A 17,160-nucleotide genomic window follows, 5' to 3' on the forward strand; every position below is an offset into this window, starting at 1 on the left:
TGGCCACCCGAACTCCAGGATCGATGAGCTCCTTCCCTGGAACTTCAGCAAGTCAACCTGATCTCCCATGGGGCGGAGACAGCGCTTACGTTTAACTGCTGCCTGTGCGCTTATCTTCTCAACGCGTATTTCGTGCTCCCAATGGTCGCCCATGTCATATACATATGAAAATCGTTCATTCTCTCGCAGTTCGAATGTCTGCAGAGCAATTTCCGGGCTGGAAACATTCAGATCAAACGAACCGTATCTCACCGCGTGGACATCGAAGAGAAACAAATGGATGCCCTCCCAGCCCATCGCCACCTGAAGAATGCCATGCAATTGGCGTGGGGCTGTCGAAGCCGGAACCAAAAACGCGCCGCCAGACCATCGGGCTGATACCGAGAAGGCGAACTTTTATCTGGTAGATTTGCAGCGCGGGTGACATCCCAAACCCTTGGCATCACAAATCCCAAACCGCAATTGCCCCACACTTTGCGGTACTCTCGAAAGGTTCGTCGAGCAGTACGACATCATTGTCGAGCAGCAATGTGCGCAGCAGGGCGGCGCGCAGACGCATGCCGCCGGAAAGCGAGCCGGGATGCTGGTTTTCGAAGCCGCCAAGGTCGAAGCGCGCAAGATAAGGCCGTGCCCGTTCGCGCGCCTCCCTGACCGGCATGACCAGAATGACATTGTCGAGGACCGTGCGCCACGGCAGCAGCAGGTCCTTTTGCAGCATGTAGCCGACCCGGCCGATCTGCCCGGTGGCATCCTCACCATCAATCAAGACCCGGCCCGTGCTTGGCGGCTGGAGACAATGTTGAAAATGGTCGATTTTCCGCAGCCGGATGGGCCGATCAGGCTGATGAAACGACCGGCCGCCACCGCCAGATTGACCGGAGCCAGCGCTTCGAAAGGACCGCTCTTGGTCTCGAAAACCATCGACAGGTCTTCGAGGCGGAGTTTGGCATCGGGATACCTTCGCGTCTCCATATAGTCCCAGCTTTCTGCACTGCATTACGCCTGTGCAGCGTAGGACATTTGCTTCCATCTGGCCCGGGCTATTCGTGGTTTGATCGACCCGGTTGCCTTCGAGAAGGGACGTAGCAAGCTGTATGCCAAAATGATTTAATTAATATACTTCAATATATTATGAGTTTTCTGAGCCGATTGGCGCCTGTCCGCATTTCAACTGGGGCTCCGAGCGGGATCGTGTTAGCGCTTTCTCAAGAAATGCGTTGGCAGACATTGCCCAGCAGCTGTGCAGACGAAGCGGCAGGTTGCGGATGCGAAATCACCGGCAAAATGGGTGATCAGGATAATCTATTAGAGCCGGATTCAAAAGTTCATGATGGGAAACAATATCGTGCGAGGCGTCTGGTCATTACCCTGATGCTTGCGATGTTGACCCATGCTGTGGCGCTTGCGATGGACTTTTCCCAATATTTGGTCAGTCGGCGGCATCGACCGAACCAGCCGAAGGTGCGCTCAACCACCCATCGGCGGGGCAGAACCTCAAAGCCTTTCGCTGTGTCGGAGCGCTTGATGATCTCAAGGTTCCATTGGCCGCATCCGCGCAGCGCTTTTCGCAACTTCTGCCCGGCATAACCACCATCTGCGAAGACATAGCGCAACCAGGGGAAACGGTGGCGGATGGCTTTCAGGACACTGGGCGCACCGTCACGGTCCTGGATATCGGCTGCATGGACATACGCGAACAGCATCAGCCCGAGCGTATCGGTGATAATGTGGCGCTTGCGGCCCTTGATCTTCTTGCCGGCATCTTAGCCCGAAACCCTGCCACTTTCAGTGGTCTTGACACTCTGGCTGTCGATGACACCGGCCGTGGGCGAGGCCTCGCGCCCCTCCAGTTCGCGCGTAGCGCAGACAAGCAGATGGTTGATGGTCTGCCAAAGGCCGATATCGCGCCATCCATAGAAATAGCCTCGCACCGTGGAGACCGGAGGAAAATCCTTCGGCAGGGCCCGCCACTGGCTGCCGCTGCCCGCAATATAAAGGATCGCGTTCACCACCTCCCTCATGTTCGTTTTCCGTGGCCGCCCACCGGGCTTGGCCGGCGGTATCAGTGGAGCAATTACAGCCCACTCACGATCCGTCAAATCGGTTGGATAGCGAAGGCGATCACGGTTATGCTGCAGGCGGGTGATATCAGTCCAGGGCATGCAATCCTCCACGTTCTTGGCAGAGGTGGTTGAATCACATCCTTCTGATATCACTCAATAACTTTTAAATCCGGCTCTTAGATTTTCTAATGACCAATTTTTGGGCGTGCATAATATTTAGTCTGTGTCCGGTGGCCCCGGTGGCAAGAAACAGCTTTGGCTCAGCCGATCTCAACGATGGCATCTACCTCGACCAGAGCATTTGCGGGCAGGCTTGAAACACAGACAGCGGTACGCGCATGGCGACCGGCATCGCCGAAAAGCGTGATGAAGAGTGCCTAGGCGCCATCGGCTATCCTGGGGCTGTCGGCAAAGCCGGCAGGGGCGGATACATAGGCGCCCAACCGGAGGATGGAAATGACATTGTCCAGAGATCCCGCTGCTTCGCGCAGATTGAACAGCAGATTGCATGCGCACATCTGTGCCGCCATTTTTGCCTATGCCAGGTCGTAATCCTCCGACACCGGGCCGAAATAACGGGGCACACCATTCCATTCCGAGATCTGGCAGGCGAGAAAGACCAGATTTCCACTCCGCTTGTAGGGCAGGAAATTCGCCCGCGACGGAGAGGATTGCGGCAGCGTAATACCGAGTTCGCTCAGCCTGTCTTCAACGCGCGACATGATAGTCCATCCTTGCTTGCGGGGCGCCATATGCGGCATTCCCTCGTGTTGCGCATGACCGCAAGAAACGTGCCGGGATGACGTGGCGCCCGGCAACGGCATAAAAGGACCGTACGAACCACCGCGCATTGTCGGAGACCTTCTGCAGACGGAAATCGCCGGAATGCAGGAAGCAGGCACGCTCCATTCATTACCGGCTCACCAGCGCCACGCAGCCGCTGGCGAAAGACATTGACGGCGTTGACACCGCCGATACGCCTATCAATGCCCCCCTGGTGCGGGCATTGACCATAGGCAGCTTTGTCGCCGATCAGGACAACTGACGTTTTGCCAGCGCGGCGAATGCGCCATCCTGTTCAATCAGCGTATCATAGCTGCCCTGTTCCACGATCCGCCCGCGATCCAGCACATAGATCCTGTCGGCGTGGCGAATAGTAGACAGGCGGTGCGCGATGACGATGCGGGTCGCTTTCATACGTTCAAGTGCCGCACTGACCTGGGCTTGGGTAATATTGTCGAGCGCGCTGGTGGCCTCATCGAAGAGAACGATACGCGGTTTACGCACAAGCGCCCGGGCGATGAGGAGGCGCTGCTTCTGCCCGCCGGAAAATGTCGCCGCCCCCTCTCCGACCGGCGTCTGCAGCCCCATGGGCATGGCCCTGAGATCGGCTTCCAGCCCGGAATCGATGACAGCCTGCCAGATTTCTGCCTCGCCATAGATGCCGTTGGCCGTAATATTGTCGCGGATACTGCCGGTCAGAAGCTTGCCGTCCTGCAGCACGACGCCGAGCTGGCGGCGCAGCGCAGACGGGTCAAGCTTGGCCAGGTCGTGATCATCATAGGTGACAGCGCCCTTTTGCGGCGTGACAAACCCCAGAAGAAGCCGCATCAAGGTCGATTTTCCGCTTCCAGATGGACCGACGACGGCAACGAATTCGCCAGCGCGGATCTCCATGGTGACGTCATCGAGGATTGGCCGTTCAGTCCCCTCAAAGGCAAAGCTCACATGGTTGACGGCGATGCGCCCGGTCACCTCTCCAGGATCTGTCCTTGCGCCTGAAATCTCAGGCTCTCCTGCCAGGATTGGCTCGGTGCGCTCATAGAGCGGTTTCAGCGACATGAGCGTGACAAATGCACCGGCGAAACCGGAAAAGCCGCCGTAAAACTGCCCAAAGGCAGTGTTGAACGCAATGAAGGTTCCGGTTGAAACATTGTCCGCATAGAAGGCGAAGAAGGCCAGCGCCAGGATATGGAAGACAATGAGAACACCGCTGGTCAGCAATCCTTCGCTATAGCTCAGGATATTGGAGCGCAGCCGGAAATGCATGTCGCGGGCAAAGCGCTGGGTCCAGTCGGCATAGGCCAGCCGTTCAGCACCGTTGACCTTAAGCGTCGCAATTGCGGAAACGAACTGAAAGGTCCGGGCTGCCAGTTTGCCGCTCAGCGCATATTGATCGCGCTGATAGAGGAGTTGCAGATAGGCAAAGGCACAGCTGATCACAATCACCACAGCGACAAAGCCGATGGCGATCACAGCCAGCATGGGCTGGTAATAAAGCATCATGGCGAGACTTGCGACAGAAAACAGGCCGCTGAACAGGGCGGAAAGGGTCGAGCCGCTCAATGCCCGGCTCAGCGCATTGATTCCCGAGGCGCGGCTCGCCAGGTCGCCCACCTCATAAAGTTGAAAAAAACCGGCAGGCAGCCGCAAAAGCCGGTCCCAGACGGCGCTTTGTACGACGGCGTCGACCCGGCCGCGCAGCCTGAGCTGCGTAAGGGCGCGTGCCATGCCGAAACCAAGCGTCGCGCTAGCCGCCGCCACCAGCACGATCGTCACCTGTTTGAGCTGATCATATTCGGCCTTCGGGATGATCGTATCGAAGATATGGCCGGAAACGAGTGGTGTCAGAAGCGCCAGCAGTGCCGAACAGGCCGATGCGATCAGAATGGTCGCAAATGCCCGGCCATTGTTCTTGAACACGAAGCCGAGCAGGGCACGGGCGGTCATCTTGCCATTCGGCATCGGGCGATAGAAAATATAGGCTTCCGGAACAAGGCCGGCGGCGAAGGCGGCATCCACCCGGCGCTCATGGCCATCGGCGTCAACGGCACGGTAGCCGAAACGTGCCGGCAGCAGGCAGACCGGCGCACCATCTGCGCAAAAGCCGACAAAAGCACCGTAATCACCGCGCCACCAGCCCTCTGGCAGGCGGGCCCGTCGGGCACGAACATGGTTCAGCCGGGCAATCGCGGCAATGGCTTCGCCGCGCGGTGCCTGCAGCAGCGGCCTTCCGGCATGAAGCTCGATCCCATCAGCCGCCGCAACACGGGCGGCACAGCGCATCAATGCATCGGGTTCCAGTACACCGGCGGGCTGTCTGGCCTTGCGGTGCAGCAGCGCAGCAACGTCGCCGGTTGTGGCATCCAGGCGCAATTGTGTTGCCGTCTCGCGTCGGTGAACATCGTCGTCCGCCTGTTTTTCAGCCCGCCGCAGCGCCGCGCCGATGCCGGTCAGCGCAAGCGCAGTCGCGCTCCTGCGGCCGGCATGCAGCATACCGGCCTCGCCCAGGGCCTGACTGTCGACAATACGGGCCGCCACCTGGCCCGGGGCCTGAACCCAGAAATCGGGCGTGAGCGGCACCAGACCGGCGTCAAGCCGGCCGCCGTTGCAGGCCGTCAGCATATCCTCGGTTTCAAGCCAGAGCAGCGGCGCTGCCGCACACACGGCCGCCCCCTCCTGCATTGCAATCTGATGCCCGGCTTTCAGAAGCGTGATGCCGCGTGGCGGCAATGCGATGTCGCCAGCAGCGAGCAGGCCTGCGGTCCAGCGGTCAAGTTCATCCGATCGGGACGCTGCCGCATCAGCAACGATACCGCATCCCGGTGCGGGGATGACGAGAATATCGGGTCCATCGGCAGCGTGCCCGATATCTGCCAGCCCGGCAAACACATCGCCCTTCGAAAGCCGGAAAAGATGGCTGAGCGGACCGTAGATTGCGCGCCTGGGATCGACAGCAAAGACATCGGCCTGCCCGGCGACAAGCCGGAAGACCCCGTCAACCCTGCCGAGCGGTATTGCACGTGGCATCCGGGCTGTCGCCCGGGCCTGAAGAAGCGCCATTGGCAGGTCGTGCAGCGGATTTTCGATCTGGTCCATGGGCCGGGGTCTCACAGCGCCGCAACAAGCCGCGCATAGGGGCCGTCCTGCTCAGCAACAAGGGTGTCGTGGGTTCCGCGCTGGACAATCCGTCCACGGTCGAGAACGATGATTTCGTCACTGTCACGAATGGTGGACAACCTCTGGGCGATGATGAGGCAGGCGCAACCGCGCTGCCTGAGGTTCAGGTCAACCGCCTGTTCGGTGACGGGATCCAGCGCCGATGTGGCCTCGTCCATGATCAGCAGCGCCGGATCCCGGGACAGCGCCCGGGCGATTTCCAGCCGCTGGCGCTCGCCGCCGCTCAAGTTGCGTCCGGCTTCCGACAATGGAGCATCAAGCCCCGCATCACAGACCATCGGCAACTGATCAAGGCAGGCATCGCTGACCGCCCGCTGGATCGCCTGATCGGAAATTGAGCTATCCCAGAGCGTGATATTGTCGCGCAGGGTGCCGCTGAAGACGTGAATATCCTGGCTGATAACACCCAGCGAAGCGGTCAGCCTCGCCCTGTCGATCTGGTCAGCGGCAAGGCCGTCGAAGAAAATCGTCCCCTCCCAGGGTTGGTGCAGACCGGACACCAGCCTGCCGACCGTCGATTTGCCGGACCCGCTTGCACCGACTAGGGCAACACGCATGCCGGGCTGCAATATCAGCGAGAAATCCCTGAGCAGCGGCTCTTCGCGCCGGCTGTAGCCGAAGGTGACATTGCGAAGCTCCAGCGAACCGGCAAGCTTGCGCTGATCGCCTCCCGGCCCCGCTATCCTGTCCGCATGGGCAGCAGCGCCATAATTGAGCACGTCATCGAGCCGGTTGAGGTCGACCTGCGTGGTCTGCAGAGATGAACCGAGCCCGACCAGGCCGGAAACGGGACCGTTGAAACTGCCAGCCAGAACCTGAAACGCCACCAGATCGCCAACCGTCAACCGCCCATCGAGTACGAACAGCGCGCCAAGCCCCAGAATTGCAATATTGCCAAGGGCAGAACAGATGCCAGGCAGCAGGCCGAGAAGCTGGGTCTGGCGACCGATTGTCTGAGACAGCGAGACGAGCTGCGCCTGAAGGCCGCCCCACCGGGCGAAGAGATCCTCTTCCAGCCCGGCGGCTTTCACCGTTTCGATTGCCGACAGGCCGCTCATGATCGATGATGCCTGCTCGGCACCATTGCGGGCCAGCAGATGACGTGCATTTTCCAGCCGCAGCCAGACAATACGGGCCATGAGCAGGTTCACAAGCGCCATGCCGACCACCAGTGAGGCGAGCGGCACACTGTATGAAAACAGCAATGCGCCGTACACGACAATGGAAATCATCCCGACAATGCTGAAGGCCAGCGGGCCCGACACCATTGAGGCGACACGTCCTGCCGAACCGAGCCGGCTCGAAATATCACCGGCGAAACGCTGGTTGAAAAAATCCATCGGCAGATGCAGAAGCCGCCAGAGCAGCTGACGGGTCATGCCGATGCTGACCTTGGCGGAAAAGCGCATCAGAAAGTGTTTTTGCAAAAAACTGAGCAGCATGCTCAAACCGCCCGCGACCACATAGGCTGTCAGCAGCGGCCGCACCCAGTCCCGCTGCCCACCGACGAGAAAGTCATCAACATAGACCTTGCTGAGGGCTGGAATGACAATGCCGGGAATGACCAGAAGCAGCGTGACCAGCAGGATGAAGGCAAAAGGCGCCGCAGTGCCGCGTGAAAACTGTTTCAGTTCACGAAGGACCGATGGTTTCTGACCGCCGGTGGTAAAATCAGGACCGGGTGCAATCGTGACGACGACGCCGGTGAAATCACGATCCATCTCGGCCCAGCTGATCCGCCTTCGGCCCTGGGCCGGGTCATTGATGACGGCGCCCTTGCGGCCGACCTTCTCCAGAACGACGAAATGATTGAACTGCCAGAAGATGATTGCCGGGAATGTCAGATCCCGCAGCTTCTCCAGCCCAACCTTGAAGCCTTTCGCCTCACAGCCGAAACGGCGCGCCGCCTCGATCAGGCTCCAGGCATTGGAGCCATTGCGCGAGACGCCGCATTCGATGCGCAGGCGCTCCAGCGCAACCCAGCGCCCGTGATAGGCCAGCACCATGGCAAGGCAGGCAGCCCCGCATTCAACCGCCTCCATCTGCAGGATTGTTGGTGTCTGATGGTGACGCATGTGCCAGCCCCTCAGCCAGCGGAACCCTTTGTCCTTCATGTCCCCTCCGCGCATTTTACTGATCTAGGCCAAGCAGATGTCTGATCGCAGGGATGACGAGAACGATCGGCGGAACGGACTCGACCGCCACATCGGCATCGGCAAGCGTGCCGGTTGGAATCTGCATGTCAGGACCATGACCTGACGTCCACTGGAAACCCGAAGGCGCCTGCTTGTCCCGGTCGAGGATCACACCGAAGGCAATCGGAGCAACATTGCCGGTAAGGGATTTCGCCAGTGTAGCATTCCCGATCTGCCGTTCGACGGCGGTGTCGCTTTGGGGATCCTGGCTGACCCAGGCAACTTTGCCCCTTATCGTGCCAAACCGCGCCGCCTCCACGGTCGAGGGGGCGATATTGACCTCCATACCTGCCGTGATCTTCTTGCCATGCAGCGGATTGGCAAAGAAGACGCCATCAATGCTTTCGTCAACCGGTTGAACCGTCACCAGCGGAGAGCCCGGCTCCACATAAGAACCGAGACTGCTTTCAACGTCGATAACCTTACCGTCAATATCGGAATAGACCTTGCCGCCGCTCTGCAACGTATCCTCAAGGTCGGAAATGCTTTCCTCCGCCTGCAACAGCCGGTCACTCATGGTCTGAAAGGCCGTTGTCTTGCGATTGTCGAGTTCGAGCCGCTGCGCCGCGATCTGGTCCAGGTCGAGTTTTGTCTGGGCCAGCGTCGATGAGGCCTGAATGAGGGAATCACGCGCTTCATTGAGCCGCAGCGGGGTAATCGCACCGCTTTCGCTGGCTTTTTCGAAACCATCCAGAATCTTCTGGCGGCTGTCCACCTGCTTCTGTTCCCATTCCGCCTGCCTGGTAAGATCTTCCTCCTTCTTCTTCAGATCAGCGAGCTGCTGGGGAAGAAGACTGCTCCAATAGGTCTGGAGCAAGGCCTGCTCGTCTTTCAGGGAGCGGAGGGTGCGGTCTGCCTCGCGCTTGTCCTGGGCAACGGAAACGATCTCCACCGCGGCAACGAGATCGCCCTTTTTGACGGTGTCGCCGAGCTTGAGGGGCAATTTCTGCAAGACACCGGAATGGGTCACGACGAAATCGCGTGTTTCTCCGAAGGCCGGGCCAAGAATGCCCTTGCCCTGAACAAAGGTCGTCACAGTGCCGAAAAAGCCCCAGTAGATGGCACCGCCAAGAACGATGGTGATGGCCGCAAGCACGATCCAGCCGCTTGGTCCGACGACGCGCATCAAGCTGTCTGTGCTCTCGGGAGTCTGGAGATGCCTGAGCGCGGATTCGCGATAGACCTGCCGGGGCGCCGCTGGGGAACTGGACATGAGATTGGGCACTTTCATTCTTCAAATGCATCTCTAAACCTGCGCCCGGGAGAGCACGGACAGGTTTTAAAATCGACCGCGGCTATGACGCCCGGGCAAGCATGAAAGGCCTCACTTGACCGCCCTGGCGATATGACCGGCATCCGCGTCAAGGCTATCTTCCCTGTCCTCCCGGATACTGACCCAGACATTGTCGAGAAAGTCGCCGCTCCAAGCACGCTCTGGCGTTTGCCGGAAACCTTCAGGCGCAGCTTTCCCCTCATGATCGGCCGCTTCGGCCTTGCTCTTTCCCGCATTCATGTCCCGCTCCTTCGATGACACGTCTCGATGTCCTGCTGTGACAGGGCCGCCGGCCGGCATGGCAGGCGGCCCTCAATGCGACAGAGGGATCAGGACCCGACCTTCTTGTCATTGATGACATGGGCTATGGAATCGATGGTACCCGCAATGGCGCCGCCGGAGAAAACTGACGCAGCGGTCTTGGCTACCGCGCCGCCAACCAGGTCCCCCGTACCCACGCCAGCCATGGCAGCGGCATCACTCCCCGCCACGGCCACAACATCGGCGATTGCGCCTATTCCCGTCACCGCGCCCGCGACGGTGGCAACAGCGGCAACAGGGTGCGCTTCGACCTCGTGACCGACCCATTCACCAGCACCCTCGATATCGCCCCAGAGACTGCCGCCAGCAGCCTTTTGCAACTCTTCGGCGCCCAGCTCGCTGATTTCGGTTTCATCAGCCTTTGCGGCCTCGAATTTCCTGTCGTCATTTTCCATGATCATTCATTCCCTCTGGCTTGCCAGTTTCAAAAAATCTTCTTCATCTCGTGATAGGCATCCTCGGCGCCGTGAACCGCTGCATCGGCGGCTTCACCGACAGCTGCGCCAGCCGCTGCACCGGCAGCAATAGCTGTTGTGCCGATGGCCACCGTGACCGCACCGGCTGCAGCAGCGGGTGCGATGAAGACGCCTGCAGCGACAGCACCCGCGGCCCCGCCAGCGGCTGCGGGATGATCAGCCACCCAGTCGGCCGCATCCTTCAGGTCACCGCCGACGCTGCCGCCGGCTGCAGCCTGCAACGCTTCCGGTCCCAGTTCGCTGATTTCGGTTTCATCGGTCTTTGCGGCTCCGGTCTGCTGGTCCTTGCTGGTCATGACAATCTCCATCTGGTTGTGCCTCGCGGCCAAATTTTCATGATGCGGACGCCCGGAACGTGAACGCGTCCAGATCGCGGCACCTGCGGAAAGACAGTCCTCTCGTCGGACAAAGGCATGGGATGAAAATGCCGCCCGACATGCTGACCAAGTAAACATAATATTGATTTTTGCAAAATTCAAACGTAAACAATATCATAAACTAAATTTAACAGGTTACTAAGTAATGCTTCGTAACAAAATGTAACTATTTCCAACACATCCGGACTGTGTTTTTGGTTCAGGACAAAGAGCACAGGCTATTTTATTGGCAGAGAGACGGTGACAGTTGTACCTTGCCCCTCGATGCTTTCAAGATCAAGCCGGCCACCATGGGCGGATATGATACGCGAAACCAGCGACAGACCGAGTCCGGTTCCGCCGATCTCGTCGATATTGGAACCACGAACCTTTGCCGCCAGCACCTTGTCGATCTCGTTGCGGGGAATGCCGATCCCCTGATCCATGACGGCAAACAGCACGGCATCACCCCGGCAGGAAACCACAAGTTCAACGGGTTTGCCGCCGGTCGGCGCAGAATATTTCACTGCATTTTCCAGAAGGTTGATCAGCACGAGCCCGAACATATGCGCGTCAACCTCGACCATCACTTGCTGGACCGGCGGCTTCACGGACACGATGATTTCAGCATCCGGCATCAGATCGCGGCTGCGCCGCACAATGTCGAGCGTCAATGTTTCCGCCAGAATCCTGCCTTTCTGCGGCTCCAGCGCCGAGCCCTGAATACGGCTACGCTCCAGGTTGACCTCGAGCACTTCGACAAGACGGGCAATCCCGCGCCGAATGCGGGCGATCCTCTGCCGGTTGGCACTGTCGTCCGGCGCCAGGCTCAGATCGATCGTATCGACATTGGAACGCACCGAGGCCAGCGGGGTGCGATATTGATGGGAGATGACCTCCATGAAACGGACCTGCCTTTTCTTTTGCTCCATTTCCGCAGCTAGCGCGGCCTCCGCCGTCTGCTTCGCTTCTGCCAGCTCCAGAGTTCGCGCCCGCGCCAGATCAACCGCCCGTTGTTCCGCACCACGTGCCGCCGCAAGAGCCTCGGCCTGAAGCGCCGTATTCAGGCGATAGGCAAGGCGCAGTCGCCAGTTCAGCATGACCGTCAGAAGCAGCGCCTCAACCAGGCAGGCCGTGGCATAGCCCTTGGATGCCGCCTCCGGCAGCCATGGCAGGTTCCAGTAGTAGAGCAGCGTGACGGTCAGTCCGAACCACAGCACAAGATAGGCTGCAGCCCTGATATAGGACGCGCTGTCGCCACGCTTGAGCGTGAAAAGGCTGTAGCAGGCCGTCACCGTCACGAAAATCTGGACCGTCAGGTTGCGGATCGGCGCGAAATAGAGGTTCAGCCCGGCGAAAACCGCAAGCGTGCAGACGGCACCAACCGCCAGACCGGCAATGCAGAACCAGTACATCCAGTGCCTGCGATCACGCAGTTCAAAGACCTGCCTTGTCGTGATTGTGCCGACAACGAGACCGAAGGAGGAAAAGAACGCCAGAAAAATGTCATTGCCCGGCCCGCCATCAGGAAACAGAAGCAGCCGCGAATAGCCAAGATTGCTCAGATGATAGGCTGCCGCGCTAACGGTGCTGAGCGCCAGATAGAGATAGAGCTGGTCACGATTGACCTGAAACAGCAACAGCTGGGCGACAAACAGCAGCAGCATGCTGCCAAGCACGACGCCGCCAATCGTACTGACATAGGCATTATGGATGACATGGGCGACGGGCCGGAAAAGCCTGAGGTTAAGCAGCAGCGTCACTTCACTTGCCTGGGCGCGGATATAGATGACTTTCGTGTCACCGGCGTGAAGTTCGAGCGGAACGACCTCATCGAGCCCTGAATAGCCGTTTTCCGCCAGCGGCCGTCGCGCCCCAAGCGCAATATGGCTGAAATCATCGGCCGTCAGGCCGGGTGCATCATCGGCCACATAAACATCAACCAGATCGATGAAGCTCGGCGTTAGCGACATCAGAATGCGGGCGGTCTCCCGAGCGGCGATATGCACCTTCATCCAGGCGGGGTCAGAACTGAAATGCGCCGAAATGCGATCCTTCGGGGACGACACAAACGGAAATTTTCCGGGATCTTCCAGTAGATCCTGCAGGGTGAGGTCCGCCGGGGTGCCGGCGAGAACGGAGACCTCCGGATCCGGCAAAGGCGGTTCAGCTGCAGCCGGCACCAGACCCGTTCCGGCAGCCAGGATGATCACCGCCAGAAAAACGGTAAATGCCGGGACCGAAAAGTGGCGAAAATTCGTCCAAAACCGGTCGGCCCCGTTTGACATGCGGTCTGCGCTCCTTGACGACTGCACTATTGTTCCTCAAAAATATGCCGAAAATCAATACTGATAACGATGACAGATGCGATGCAGCCGCACGAATATGACGACAGCGATGCGAAGTCGATGATCCGCATTCTGCTTGTGGAGGATGATCGGGATCTCTGCCAGAGCCTAGCCGAATATCTGCGATTGCGCGGAAATGCCGTCACGGAAGCGGCGTCGGGGCTGGAGTTTTACAGGGCGCTGCGCAACGCCACTTTCGATATCGTCATACTGGATGTGAACCTTCCCGACTGCAACGGCTTTGAACTTGCCGGCGAGCTGGCCCCGGATGCCAAACGCATGGGCATCATCATGCTGACAGCCCGCACAGGCCGTGACGACCGCATCCGCGGCTATGAGGAAGGCGCAGACCTCTACATGACCAAGCCTGTGGACGGAAACGAACTGCTGCTGGCGATCCGCAATCTCGTCCGGCGCCTGCCCGAAACACCCGTAACATCGCACAGGCCTGCCCCGGCATGGAAGCTGGACCGGCGCGGCTTTTTGCTCATTTCCCCTGCCGACCGGAAGATCGATCTGACCGGGCGGGAAATGCAGCTTCTGATCCTTCTGGCAGAGGCTGGCGGACAGCCGGTCAGCCGTACTGCCCTGTCAGAGGCTTTCGGATTTGAAGACCGTCCAGAAGCGCGCGGTATCGACGCCATCATCCAGCGACTGAAACAGAAGGCGGCATCGGTCGATATCGATCTGCCGATGAAGACAATCCGCTCCGTCGGCATCAGCTTTGCCGCAGATCTGGAAATTCACTGAGACAGGCGGCCGCTGTGCTGCCCCCCCCTGACGGAGCGCTTGCCAGCAATTTTCGCGCGGCGCTCTAGAACCAGAGAGCACCGCAAAGTGTGGGGCAACTAAGCTGTCATTCTGTTTTCTTTGCCGGGCTTCATACTTGGATACCAGTGCTCGAATTTCGCGCGCAACGTTCCATCGAGCGTTCGGGGGCGGGTCTGACGCATCAGATGAGCGCCCCGTTTGGACCATCGCATCTGCTGACGTTTGCTGAAGCGCTTGCCAACGACGGTGTTCACGGTGCTTTCGACGAAACCGGTTGATACACGTTCACCATAACGCCGCCGTTCCGCATAGTTCGGGATCATGCTGGCGTTGTTAACAATGTAGGTTTCGAATTCGGCGGCGGATTTGCGCAAAGCCTTGAAGCTCGAGTAGTTGGGCCATCGTGATCGAGTAGCTTTCGTGGCGAGCTAGGGATTTATTGAAATCAGAGGATGGCGGAGTGCAAAATGAGTGCGCGGTCTGATCTCAGGGCACATCTGTCCGTCGTCCCACGTGTTGGTCATTGGGCCAGCATTTGCTGAGTGTCCGGTTTTGGTGCCTAGTAGCGAACCACGGAACGACCGAAATGCGGGGGCGCTTTGCTGACTGACGGGAAGGGAGGCCGAAAGGCGAGTGGCAGGTTTGGTCTCACCAAATAGCGAAGAGGACGTTTGGACTTGAGAGGCGTATAGTCGCTGTCGGCCCAGTCGTGCCGTTCTAAGCGACCGTCGATGCGGCACCACAGCGTCACCGAAGCGGACATTCGTGCATCGCGCGGCATTTTTCGTGGGTGAAGGTCAGCAGTGCGGACGAAGCCGCCGTTCGTAGTGCGCAGGTGCGGACGAATTCTCTGGCTCTGATACGGGACTCGATGTGCCCCGCGAGCGTCCCTTGTCAGGGAATGAGGACCATCTTGCCGAACAGTCCGCCCTTGTCCAAACGCCGATGCGCTTCGACCACTGCTTCCAGTTCGAGGGTTTCCGCAATAACAGCGCGTATCTGGCCGTGAACTACGGCATGGAAAAGACCGTCCGCGACACGTTGACGGTCGGCATCCGGGACCGTGGTTGGATTTGCGCTCAAGGTGGAAAAGCTGAGCGAACGCTGAAAAGAGCTCAACATGGGAGCCGCGAAGGTTTCCGGCGGCATCCCGGCGACGGCGCCAACCAGCACCATACGGCCGTTGGGCGCGAGCCGTGAGAAGAACGTGCCGGTATCGGGGCCGCCCGCGACATCCAGAATGACATCATAGGCATTCTCGCTGCTGCCGTAGCCCCTGCCGCTTCGATCAAGCGCTGACGTTGCGCCGAGATCCATCAGGCGCTTGCTGCGCTCGGGTGACGAGGCCGTGACTGCGATCTCGGCGGCGCCGGCAAGCTGCGCCAGTTGCACTGCCATGACCCCGATCGGCCCTCCGGCCCCTCTGATCATCAGGCTGTGTCCGGCTGCAAGGCCGCCACGCGCCAGACCGAAATGGGCAACCACCCCCGAGGCGCCGACCGCCACGGCATCCTGCGCGGAAACCCCGTCTGGAATGGGAACCATCGTCTGGACCGGCGCGGAGACCTTTTCGGCATATCCGCCTTGACCAACAAAGGCCCAAACCCTTCGGCCAAGCCAGGTTTCTTCAACGTCGCTGCCGAGTTGCGAAACCGTCCCGACGACGTCGCTCCCGGGAACAAATCCCTCCCGATATCCGAATTCGGCCAGCGCGCCACTGCGGATCATTGCGTCCTGCGATCCCACGCCGATCGCCTCAACGTCAATCACGGCCTGCCCTGGCTCGGGGCACGGGTTGTCGACATTTGCAATGGCTAGTCCTTGAGGCTTACCGAAACTTTCTATTCTAGCGATTTTCACTGGCTATCCTTTCCGTGGACGTCGTCCTGCGAAGGGGCTGAACCAGCCTCATCGGGTACGCACTCATTGTTCTTGACGAACATAGTTATCTCGTAATGCTTGGCGCAAGAATGGTCCCGAGTGGTCATGACGAACAGTCGTGTGCGTATTGGAAGGATTGCCGCCTATGCCAAATGTCGGAAGAAAGCCCCAAGTTCTCTTGGACCTCGGCGAACACGGGCAGGCGAGATGTCTGTCGAATGCAGAGATTCTCGAACGGATAGGAAACAAGTGGACGATCCTCGTGATCGGTGGCCTGACCGAGGGTCCCGTGCGGTTCAATGCGCTCCTCAGATCGATCGATGGCATATCGCACAGGATGCTGACGCGGACCTTGCGCGGATTGCAGAAGGACGGGCTCGTTGAGCGCCGTGCCTATCCCACCGTCCCGCCACATGTGGAATACGAGCTGACAGAACGCGGGTGCTCCCTCATAGAACCGCTGCGGGCCCTCGTGGTCTGGGCGAGCATCAATCGGGACGATATCGCCCGCACAAGGGCAAACTACGTCGATCCGGGGGACATGAGGTAGGCCGCAATGAGCGGAAGTTCTTCGCGGGAGTTTGGGGCTCGTCGCAGACCTGCGGCGCTGCGGTGTGCTGGATGTACAGGTGAGCGGACTTGCCCGGCAGAGACGGCCCATTGCGGACCTTCGCCAGAAGGGTGAACGCTGCGGTGCGGCTGCGCCGAACCGGTCATTCAGGGCATCGTGCAGCACGGCTTGGTATGCCAAGGTTGGCAATGCGGGGCTTTCCTGACCTTGACCAGACATGTCTCAGTTAACGCTGAAGGTCCAATCCTGCCGTCCGGCCATCGTCTCGGATGCTGCAGTGTGACCTGTCACTGCTGACATTCATACCGGTCGTAGCATTTTCAGAGGTGGCCCGGCTGAAACGCGCACCTTCCGGTCCTTCGTCCTCGTCCGGACAACTTGGACAGACAATCAAGTTTAAGAAAGTAAGAAGTTAGACTTGCAAGTTTTCCTGTTATGTTTATATCTAGCCTCATGAGTACACCTTCCGACACCGCACCGCCCCTAGAAACCACTGTGACCGAGCTTTCGCTGGCGGTTGGCCTCCTGCTGCGCCGCCTGCGCGCCGAAACCAATCCTGACGGTCTGTCATGGTCACAGACCGCGGCGCTCGCCCGGCTGGAAAAGTCGGGGCCGATGACAACGGCCGATCTTGCCCGGGCAGAGGCGGTGAAGCCGCAATCCATGGGTGCAACACTTGCCGAACTGGAGCGCGAGGGTTTTGTCGAACGTCATCGACATCCGAGCGATGGCCGGCAGGTCTTGTTCGCTTTGACAGCGGACGGCATCGAGGCGCGGCGCAAGCGGGGAGCCGCCAAGCAGAAATGGCTGATGGAAGCGATGACAAGGCTCGATCCCAAGGAACAGGAGGCGCTCATGGAGGCGGCCGCCCTGATCAAACGTTTGGGTGAGTCCGGATAGACCACACGGTGTCGCGCTGGTGCGGGCAATTCGAACAAGCCCGGA

Annotated in this window: 13 protein-coding genes and 3 pseudogenes; 3 read left to right on the forward strand and 13 right to left on the reverse strand. The window is 59.4% G+C overall.

Going from position 1 to position 17,160, the window contains the following annotated elements; genetic code table 11:
* The 11 genes and pseudogenes from FJU08_RS21820 to FJU08_RS23250 all read right to left on the reverse strand — a co-directional run.
* Positions 1-297, reverse strand: a 297-nt coding sequence (locus FJU08_RS21820) for a plasmid pRiA4b ORF-3 family protein (protein WP_235890939.1), incomplete at its 3' end; no start/stop codon positions are given.
* Positions 298-442: 145 nt separating this feature from the next.
* Positions 443-972, reverse strand: a pseudogene (locus tag FJU08_RS23350) (ATP-binding cassette domain-containing protein).
* Between the two features lie 353 nt (positions 973-1,325).
* A pseudogene (locus FJU08_RS21830) lies at positions 1,326-2,162 on the reverse strand (IS5 family transposase).
* A 437-nt stretch (positions 2,163-2,599) separates the two neighbouring features.
* Positions 2,600-2,785, reverse strand: coding sequence for a RidA family protein (locus FJU08_RS23010; protein WP_210245299.1), 186 nt, complete (start codon positions 2,783-2,785; stop codon positions 2,600-2,602).
* Positions 2,786-3,095: 310 nt separating this feature from the next.
* A complete protein-coding gene (locus FJU08_RS21845) occupies positions 3,096-5,942 on the reverse strand; it encodes an NHLP bacteriocin export ABC transporter permease/ATPase subunit (protein WP_141151167.1) in 2,847 nt (948 codons plus the stop codon).
* An 11-nt stretch (positions 5,943-5,953) separates the two neighbouring features.
* Positions 5,954-8,137, reverse strand: a complete 2,184-nt coding sequence (locus FJU08_RS21850) for an NHLP family bacteriocin export ABC transporter peptidase/permease/ATPase subunit (RefSeq protein WP_141151168.1) — start codon at positions 8,135-8,137, stop codon at positions 5,954-5,956.
* Positions 8,138-8,153: 16 nt separating this feature from the next.
* A complete protein-coding gene (locus tag FJU08_RS21855; RefSeq protein ID WP_141151169.1) occupies positions 8,154-9,449 on the reverse strand; it encodes an NHLP bacteriocin system secretion protein in 1,296 nt (431 codons plus the stop codon).
* Between the two features lie 93 nt (positions 9,450-9,542).
* Positions 9,543-9,731, reverse strand: a complete 189-nt coding sequence (locus FJU08_RS21860; protein WP_141151170.1) for a hypothetical protein — start codon at positions 9,729-9,731, stop codon at positions 9,543-9,545.
* 89 nt (positions 9,732-9,820) lie between these two features.
* Entirely contained in the window at positions 9,821-10,213 is a 393-nt protein-coding gene (locus tag FJU08_RS21865; protein WP_141151171.1) for a hypothetical protein, read from the reverse strand.
* A gap of 23 nt (positions 10,214-10,236) precedes the next feature.
* Positions 10,237-10,584, reverse strand: coding sequence for a hypothetical protein (locus FJU08_RS21870; protein ID WP_141151172.1), 348 nt, complete (start codon positions 10,582-10,584; stop codon positions 10,237-10,239).
* A gap of 299 nt (positions 10,585-10,883) precedes the next feature.
* Positions 10,884-12,932, reverse strand: coding sequence for a sensor histidine kinase (locus tag FJU08_RS23250; RefSeq protein ID WP_141151173.1), 2,049 nt, complete (start codon positions 12,930-12,932; stop codon positions 10,884-10,886).
* Between the two features lie 81 nt (positions 12,933-13,013).
* On the opposite strand from FJU08_RS23250, the gene FJU08_RS21880 reads away from it, so the two are divergent.
* A complete protein-coding gene (locus FJU08_RS21880) occupies positions 13,014-13,742 on the forward strand; it encodes a response regulator transcription factor (RefSeq protein WP_181409994.1) in 729 nt (242 codons plus the stop codon).
* A 98-nt stretch (positions 13,743-13,840) separates the two neighbouring features.
* Here FJU08_RS21880 and FJU08_RS21885 read toward each other — a convergent pair.
* Both FJU08_RS21885 and FJU08_RS21890 read right to left on the reverse strand, forming a co-directional pair.
* Positions 13,841-14,128, reverse strand: a pseudogene (locus tag FJU08_RS21885) (ISKra4 family transposase); the annotation flags it as partial.
* A 529-nt stretch (positions 14,129-14,657) separates the two neighbouring features.
* Positions 14,658-15,533 carry a zinc-binding dehydrogenase gene (locus FJU08_RS21890; RefSeq protein WP_210245300.1) on the reverse strand — a complete coding sequence of 292 codons (876 nt, stop codon included), beginning with the start codon at positions 15,531-15,533 and terminating at the stop codon, positions 14,658-14,660.
* A gap of 256 nt (positions 15,534-15,789) precedes the next feature.
* Here FJU08_RS21890 and FJU08_RS21895 point away from each other — a divergent pair, with 256 nt between their 5' ends.
* Together FJU08_RS21895 and FJU08_RS21900 are read left to right on the forward strand one after the other, a co-directional pair.
* Positions 15,790-16,194 (forward strand): winged helix-turn-helix transcriptional regulator, encoded by a 405-nt coding sequence (locus tag FJU08_RS21895; protein WP_141151176.1) that lies wholly within the window; start codon positions 15,790-15,792, stop codon positions 16,192-16,194.
* Positions 16,195-16,710: 516 nt separating this feature from the next.
* Positions 16,711-17,115 carry a MarR family winged helix-turn-helix transcriptional regulator gene (locus tag FJU08_RS21900; RefSeq protein ID WP_210245301.1) on the forward strand — a complete coding sequence of 135 codons (405 nt, stop codon included), beginning with the start codon at positions 16,711-16,713 and terminating at the stop codon, positions 17,113-17,115.
* The last annotated feature ends 45 nt before the right edge of the window (positions 17,116-17,160 follow it).

Source organism: Martelella alba (assembly GCF_006516955.1).
Lineage (GTDB): Bacteria > Pseudomonadota > Alphaproteobacteria > Rhizobiales > Rhizobiaceae > Martelella > Martelella alba.